The sequence below is a fragment of the Shewanella sp. 8A genome (assembly GCF_023475945.1).
Taxonomy (GTDB): domain Bacteria; phylum Pseudomonadota; class Gammaproteobacteria; order Enterobacterales; family Shewanellaceae; genus Shewanella; species Shewanella xiamenensis.
The window spans coordinates 57646-65458 of sequence record NZ_JAMDJP010000023.1 but is presented as its reverse complement, the minus strand read 5'-3'; the positions used below and the strand labels follow the sequence as shown (position 1 = coordinate 65458).

The following is a 7813-nucleotide window of genomic DNA, read 5'->3' as shown; positions in this document are numbered from 1 at the left end:
GAAGGTGTAAGAGCCGTCGGCGTTGATGATTAAACTGCCGCCTTCTAAGGCAACAGTGGTGCCCGCAGTCACGGTATTGCCGTTTACGGTGAAGCTGACAACAGACAAGGTACTGTCGATATCACTGTCATTGCTAAGGACGTTACCGGTGGCAACGGAATCTTCATCTACGGTAATGCTGTCGTTAACGAGCAAGGATGGGGAGTCTGTGGCAATTGACTGTTCGGGAGTGTCGGGTGCAAATGCGGCTAGTGTTTGTCCAGAAGTGCTATAACCTGATGTGGCGAGAGCTTCTGAACCATCACGAGCAAGGCTAACATAGCCAGAGTTACCATCACTGGCTGGTGCATTCCCTGCTGCGGTTTCAGGTAAATTTTTAGTTGGGTCTTCACCTGAAGCAATAAGATCTTGTAATGCTTGAATTTCATCAGGTGTGGCTTCACCTGTCACAGGGGCAACAACCGCAGCAGATGCTGGATTGACTTCTATTTCATTAGACAGCTTGGTGCCATCATCGAAAGTGATTTCATAAGTCGCGTTTTCGCCGATATGGAGAACTGCACCCTTTGGGAGTTGTTCGCCATCCTTAGCGGGTTGATTTGAACCATTAACCTCGACTTCGATTTGCCCTTTAACAAGTTTCAGCAAACCTTTCTTTGTTGTAATGATCGATCCCATAATTAGCTCCCAACAGCCAAAGTGTGTTAATCCGAAGATGCACAAATTCAACAAATATGCTGAATTGTGATACAAGTGGCTAAATTTTAGCTTGGCCGTGTGTGTAAGTCAATCTTTTGACGCGCCGGAATGGCTTGCTATAACTGGATTTTAAGGGGTGGAGTGCGAAAAAATGGCACTTAAAAGTGACAGAACTAGATGTAGTATCTTAAAACGCAAAAGAAACTGCATTTAGTGTCTCTTAACTATCAAAATAAACATATTAATAACAAATTATTCTTAAGATCGGGTTTAATATTTTATAAATGATGTGCGGCAAGTATGTTCAAGGTTGAATGAGGAGGGACCGCAATCCGCCTAATGGATTGCGGTTGATAGAAATTATAGGTTTACTGCCTGACGATAGCTTTGGTTAGCATGACCTTGTTCGCCAAGTTGCTCTTGAATACGTGCTAACGCCAGCCAAGAGCCTTTACTCGGAGCAAGACGACAAACATTCTGCCAGCGGATTTTAGCTTCTTTCATATCCCGGGTTTGTTGGTAGAGTAGCGCTAAACACCGTTGGTAATCAGCATTGTTCTCATGGGTGATTTCATGCTTGAGTAATTGCTTGCGGATCTCTTCGTCATGGGCGGTGACGATCTGTGGTATCACTTCTAACAGTGCTGACTCTGGCGAGCTACGTAGCTTTTTCGAGAGTAATTTAAGCGCTTGGTCTTTACGATTGAAGCGGCATAAGCCCATGGCATAAATCGCTAAAAACTCAGACTGGTTACGTTCATCGCGTGAAAGCCATTGCCAGCATTGTTCTAGGGCTTCTTCCCCTTTTAGACTCGCTGCTTTTAATAGGGCGCAATGGGTTTCAACATTCAGCGTATTTAACTTTGCATCCTCTAAGATCTGGCGTTTCTTCAGTATTGGGAGCAATAGCTTAAGCGCTTCCCAATCTTCCTGGGCGCGATATAACTCGAGGGCGAGTTTCAGCACAGGGGCTTTACTCTTGCTAGTTGGGGCTAACTTATCGAGCTCGGCTCTGGCTAAGGCTAATTCACCTTGTTTAAGTAAATAACGGGTACGAGTGGTTGCTACCGCATTGGCCGTCATAGGCTGCGCTTCTGCGCGGGCAAGATATTGATCTCGTTCGGCAATTTTATTTTGATGTTGAGCAGCACGTGCAGCGGCTAACAAATTTAATGCTGGCAGTTCACCGTTGTCGGCCCCTTTAATCATGGCGCGTTCTGCCGCAGGCCAATCTTCTTCGGCAATCGCGAGTGCGCCCATCAAAGTGTGTTTCTTGGCAGACCGGCGACGCCAATGCTGCGGGATAAAACGGCTACGAAGCAGCAGATTAATCACAGTGATCACTAACCATTCCAGCACTTGGAATAGCGCATAAAACACGATTAACATGACGATGCCAAAAACTAAACTGGTCTCAAGCTGGTAATCACCCGCGGCAATATACACATAGCCAGTATTGCCAACAATCCAGGGGCTGATACACAGGCCTAAAAGTATAATACCAAGAAATATTAATGCCTTAATCATAGCTGCGGTTCCTCTGAAGAGGTGAGTTCACCATAGCTGGTTAACTGTAATAACAGCGGTTTAGCGGCAAAGGATTTTAGCGTAATAGGGTCAAGATCGAGTGTTGCCAACTTGTCGATTTCGGCAATGGCCTCGCTAGTTTGATGCGCTTGAACATCAAAATAGGTTTGGATCCACTGGCGCGCCATCATCAGTGATTGATGATAAGCGGCTCTATCATAGCGATAGAGTGCCAGTTGTGATTGCAGCAGTTTATGGCGGATATTCTCAACCAAATACCATTGTTGCTCTGGAGCAAGTAGGGCTGGCGCATCGGCGGTGCGATGACGAATAGTAATAAAATCTTGAGTCAACGCCTTCCAGGTTTTACTCAGATTGCTTTGCCAATCGTTAAGATCGCCGGAAATGGTCGTATCTTCAGCCGTGCTTGCTTCAGCGTCTGCACGATTTAGCGGCAATTTGTCAAGTTGGTCGATTAAGGCATCGAGTGCTAATACACCACCTTCAATATCCAAACTCTTAATATTGGTGGTCGCCGCAATATCCTTTGCCAATGCCTTACGGATTGGCAGTAATGCGGGGTTGTTCATCGCGGCAATAGTTTCATCCGCGGATTTTAATAAATCGGTTGCCGTGCGCGGATCTTTTTCGAGCCAAAGCTTACGTCCAGCCATGTTTACTAGATATTCGGCTTCTGAGGCCATCCAGTGGGTTGGGCTGCGCTGGGCCAGTTTCTCTAGTCTGTCCTGTAACTGGTTTTGATCTGTGGCAAGCTTAGATAACTCTTGGAAGGTTTTTGCATCTGAGAGTTGTTGTTGCTCAAGTTGTGCAAGACGCTGATTTGGGACGAGTAAAGCCTGTTGCAACTGATCTTGCAGGGCTAGATTTTTCGTCTCTTGCAGTTGAAGCTGTTGCTGCATTTGTTGATATAGCAAATAGCCACCACCTATGGTGCAAACGGTCAAGCCTAAGGCCAGTAGTACACCAAAACGAATAGCCCATGAGCTACGATTCACTTGCACCACTTGGCGAGCAGCTTGGGTCGATTCGGGTTTACTGGCTTGCGACTTAGTGTCGGCAGGTTTGACTTCTTGTTCTTCAGGCTTGCTTGCCTGTGACTCAGAAGCTTGGTTGTGTGGTGCAGCGTCATCGGTATTGACCGATGTGGCGAGAACTGGGATAGCCTGTGACTCTGGGCTTTGGGCGTCGTGCTTGTTGTTATCCATTTAACAGTCCTTAAAATCATGCTACTGCCGAAATTCGAGTAAAATCGGGCTAAATAGCACTTAGAGTTTAAGGGCGTTTAGCACGGCTTTGCTGTTGGCGGCATTGGCATTGGTGACTTGGGTTATACCAAAGGCATGAGCTTGAGCTTCTACTCGGTTACTGGGGACTATGATATGACATGAGCGCAGCCATGCAAATAACTCTTTTGGCACTAGATTAATCAGATTATCCAGTACTTCACCACTCGTCACGACAATAGTATCTATCCCTAAGTCTCGCCAGTGTTGGCTAACCGCTGCGCCATCGAGTGGTGGGCAAGCGCGTTGATAGACTTCCCAATAGCGCAGCTTCGCGCCTCTGGCACTCAGTTGCTCAGCGAGGGCTTCACGACCACCGACACCACGAATGATAGTGATATGTTTGCCTTGGATATGTTGCAGTGCAGGCAATGTCAGCAAGCCTTCTGTTTGCTGACAATCATCCGGTGCTTCGAGAGCTTCAATTCCCTTCTCTTGCAGCGCTTCCCAAGTCGCATGACCTACGGCGAAATAAGGTACGCTTGGCCAGTCTTTAACTTGGGCAGTATCGACTTTAAACGCAGCATCAGCAAAGCTGACGGCATTGGCGCTGATACAGATAACCATATCGACATTAGCGAGTGGATGCGAAGAGTCTGGCGGCAGAGGGGGCGTGGCCTCAACGCAGAGCAGTGGCGTCACGCAGTGTTCGATGCCTCTTTCATTCAAGGCATCGACCATCGACTGATTGCGCCCCTCGGGGCGCGTCAGTAAGACTTTCATCGTCTTAGGCTTTGGCGTAAACAGCGTCGAGGATGCTTTTAGCGCCTTTGCTTAGTAGTTCTTCAGCAAGGGCAACACCGAGTTGCGTCGCTTCGGTCTTTGGACCTGTGATCACGCCTTCGATGATTTCGCTACCATCTGGATTACCAACGAGGCCGCGCAGTGTCATCTCATCACCATCTATTTCGGCAAAGGCGCCAATAGGAACTTGGCAACCACCTTCGAGGCGAGTATTCATGGCGCGCTCGGCGATGACTCGGTAGCGCGTTTCTAAGTGTTCTAATGGTGCCAATAATGCTTTAACGCGTTCATCGTTAGTGCGGCATTCAATACCGACAGCACCTTGACCGTTTGCGGGTAAGGATTCTTCCGCAGAAATAAAGCTGGCAATACGTTCTGATAATTTCAGGCGAATTAAACCCGCCGCAGCCAGGATAATCGCATCGTATTCGCCGTTATCGAGTTTCGCGAGGCGAGTACCCACGTTGCCACGCAGATCTTTGATAATCAGGTCTGGGCGTGAGGCGCGCAGTTGGCACTGACGGCGTAGGCTTGAGGTGCCTACCGTGGCACCGAGTGGCAGCTCACTGATTGACTTATAAAGGTTAGACACAAAGGCATCGCGTGGATCTTCGCGTTCACAAATCACTTCCAACCCTAAGCCTTCGGGGAAATCTACTGGCACGTCTTTCATCGAGTGTACGGCGATATCGGCTTGGTCTTCGAGCATAGCGACTTCGAGTTCTTTCACAAACAAGCCTTTACCACCAACTTTCGCTAATGGCGTGTCTAAGATAACATCGCCCTTAGTGCTCATTGGCAATAGCTCCACCACAATTCCTGGGTGAACGCGTTCTAATTCTGCTTTAACAAATTCAGCTTGCCACATGGCCAGCGGACTCTTGCGGGTAGCGATACGTATGCGGTTTTCAGACATGCCTAGTTTCCATCCGAGATCTTAGTTGCGCCAATGCTAACATTGGCTATTCGCGAATGTAAGGAAGCCGTATCGATTCTTTGAAGTCGGCGGTGTTCTAAATAGTACAAAAGTGTGATGGACATCTCATTTGGTTGCTCAGCTTTGCAAAAGTGTTAACATGAGCACACTTCTCAATTGTGCTTAAGTGTCGTGTTCTAGGATGGATCAGCAAGGCCAGTTTCCTGATATTGCAGAAAGACTTAATCAGGTTCGTATTGCACGGGCCTTAGCCTTGTTGTCTCCGTTGCAAAAGCATTTGTTCCGTTTGATCCCCTTTTTACTTCAACAGAATAGCGTTCAGTATCCAGGATACGTTGATCCTAATACGCCTTGCGGTATTTATGGTTACAAAGCGGGCTCAATAGAAGCCCAGGCTTGTGATGTGTTTACGCTGCCTTTTATACCTAATGACATGGATTGTTATGCCTTCGAAGGGATATATGCCATGGGCAGTACAGCTAGCTTTGGTCAGAATGCAAAAAGTGATGTGGATGTGTGGCTAGTCCATCATGAGGATTTGTGTGATGACGACTTAGCCTTGGTTAAATTAAAAACGGAACGACTAACCGCTTGGTTTGCAGAGTATCAGTTTGAGGTGAATTTTTACTTGGTTCATCCACTGCAATTTTGTGGTGATATCTCACAGCGTACCGGTTGCCAGTCTTCTATGGCTCATGAGCACAGTGGCAGTACGCAGCATTGGCTGTTGCTTGAGGAGTTTTATCGCAGCCAAATTCGCTTGGCGGGTAAAACTATTGCATGGTGGCCTGATGCTAAGCTCAATCCTGAATTGCTATATCTTGGTAATGTGCACGAGTTACCGGCAAGCGAGTATTTTGGTGCCTCGCTTTGGCAGCTTTATAAAGGCTTAAATAAGCCGCATAAAGCGTTGATTAAAGTACTTTTGCTTGAGGCTTATGCCAGTGAGTATCCCCATTCTCAGTTACTGTGTGACCGGCTTTGGCAAAAGACCTTAGCAGGGGATTTTTCTACTGCTAACGATGCTTATTATGCAATTTATGAGGCGATTGAAGCCTATTTATTAAAGCAGAATGATAGTCGTCGGCTGGAAATTGTGCGCCGCTGTTTTTATCTAAAATGTGGCGTGTTCTTAAGTGTGTCTGACCAAGGTAAAGATTGGCGCTATGCCAAAATGCAAAAGTTGGTGCAAGAGTGGCAGTGGCCCAACAGTTTAATTACTACCTTAGATGATTGTGAGCATTGGCATAGTGGCCAGCTCAATTGGTTTAATGAGCAGCTTAATGAATTGCTGCTAGCGAGTTATCAAACCTTACTGCGTTTCGCCTCCACCCATGAGCTAAACGAAGGACTCAGGATTGAAGAGTTGGGGATGCTCACTCGCAAACTACATACTTACTTTAGCCAAGATGAAGACCAAATCGCCAAGCTGAATTTGCTCTGGAGCCACTCGGTTGCTGAATCTGAAGTAACCATGGTGTCCAGTAACAAGGAAAATCAATATTACCTCTACCGCCAGGGGCCAAAGCCGCAGAATCTGTTAGGTGAATCTGCTATTTGCAAAGGGAAAAGCCCGTCAGCGCTGATGATTTGGGCTTGCTTAAATGGGGTATCGACGCCAGAAACCAAATGGTATGAGTTTGGCCAGAGTAAGATTAAATCCCGAAGGTTGACCGACGCTTCAAAACGATTACTTAATTTTATCGATCATGATTGGCGGGTCTCAAAGCTTGACCTATGTCAGCCTTGGCATTTTAGAAAACTCATTTTTATCCTAAACCTCGACTGTGATCCTACTATCCATTGGCAAGGGCAAGAGATGATAGTCGATGTCATGAATGCCAACGTGTTTCATTGGGTCGTAAGCAGGAAAATATGCTCGGCGCCCTCGATGCTATTTGCCTTAATAGTTGGGGGGAGTGGCAGTGTCATCGTTTTGAGGGCGAAACCGCAGTATTGCAGGCACTCGCGTTTGTCACACCAGGGCTAAGGCGAGCGACTCATCCCGTGGATATGGATGTGATTAGCTGTTCGCAAAAGCTCAGGCCACAACTTAAGTTAGCGGTGAAAAACTTGCTTAAACAAACGGTGCGACTCTGCCAACAGGTGCAACAATCGAGCACCTTAGTACAGCCGCTGCAGATTAGTCATACCCGTTACGGGATCTTTTTTAATCCTTTGGGGATGGCCTATCAGGACTTGAGTGATGCCAAATCTTTTTATCAGCAACTTGCTCGTAGTCATTTAGTACAATTGCCTCGGCCAGAGTTGGGGGATGACCCTTTTTCGAGTATGCCGAAAATCATTCAAAACTTTGCCGCCAAGGGAGCGATCCAGTATTTTCTGCGGCAACGCACCGATAGCTTAGATGTGTTTATTCTCGATGAGGAAAATCAGCTGAGTCATTATGTGCAGTCTGGTTCAGATATGAGCGAACTGGTCAACAAAGTGAGCCATCACTATGTGTTTGATGAATTTTATGCATCAAAAGCACGGTTTAATATTCCGCAGTTTTTCCATTTAGTACGGGTGGCGGGTGAGCTAACCGTGATGCCCTTTGGGGTGGATATCAATAACGCCAATGTGGAGTTTTAGCGGGAGC

The 7813-nt window shown here is 47.0% G+C and carries 5 protein-coding genes and 1 pseudogene; 1 reads left to right on the top strand and 5 read right to left on the bottom strand.

Annotated elements, in window-relative coordinates; translation table 11 throughout:
* The 5 genes from M0413_RS16545 to hemC form a co-directional block, all read right to left on the bottom strand.
* Positions 1-678, bottom strand: a 678-nt coding sequence (locus tag M0413_RS16545) for a retention module-containing protein (protein WP_249554950.1), incomplete at its 3' end; no start/stop codon positions are given.
* 381 nt (positions 679-1059) lie between these two features.
* Positions 1060-2226, bottom strand: a complete 1167-nt coding sequence (locus M0413_RS16540; RefSeq protein ID WP_188872343.1) for a heme biosynthesis HemY N-terminal domain-containing protein — start codon at positions 2224-2226, stop codon at positions 1060-1062.
* Positions 2223-3452, bottom strand: coding sequence for a uroporphyrinogen-III C-methyltransferase (locus M0413_RS16535; RefSeq protein WP_249554948.1), 1230 nt, complete (start codon positions 3450-3452; stop codon positions 2223-2225). The genes M0413_RS16540 and M0413_RS16535 overlap by 4 nt, the downstream gene beginning before the upstream one ends.
* Positions 3453-3512: 60 nt before the next feature.
* A complete protein-coding gene (locus tag M0413_RS16530) occupies positions 3513-4253 on the bottom strand; it encodes a uroporphyrinogen-III synthase (protein ID WP_037423004.1) in 741 nt (246 codons plus the stop codon).
* Between the two features lie 4 nt (positions 4254-4257).
* Positions 4258-5190 carry a hydroxymethylbilane synthase gene (gene hemC / locus M0413_RS16525; RefSeq protein ID WP_037430190.1) on the bottom strand — a complete coding sequence of 311 codons (933 nt, stop codon included), beginning with the start codon at positions 5188-5190 and terminating at the stop codon, positions 4258-4260.
* Between the two features lie 202 nt (positions 5191-5392).
* Here hemC and M0413_RS16520 point away from each other — a divergent pair.
* Positions 5393-7806 (top strand): annotated as a pseudogene (locus M0413_RS16520) (class I adenylate cyclase).
* The last annotated feature ends 7 nt before the right edge of the window (positions 7807-7813 follow it).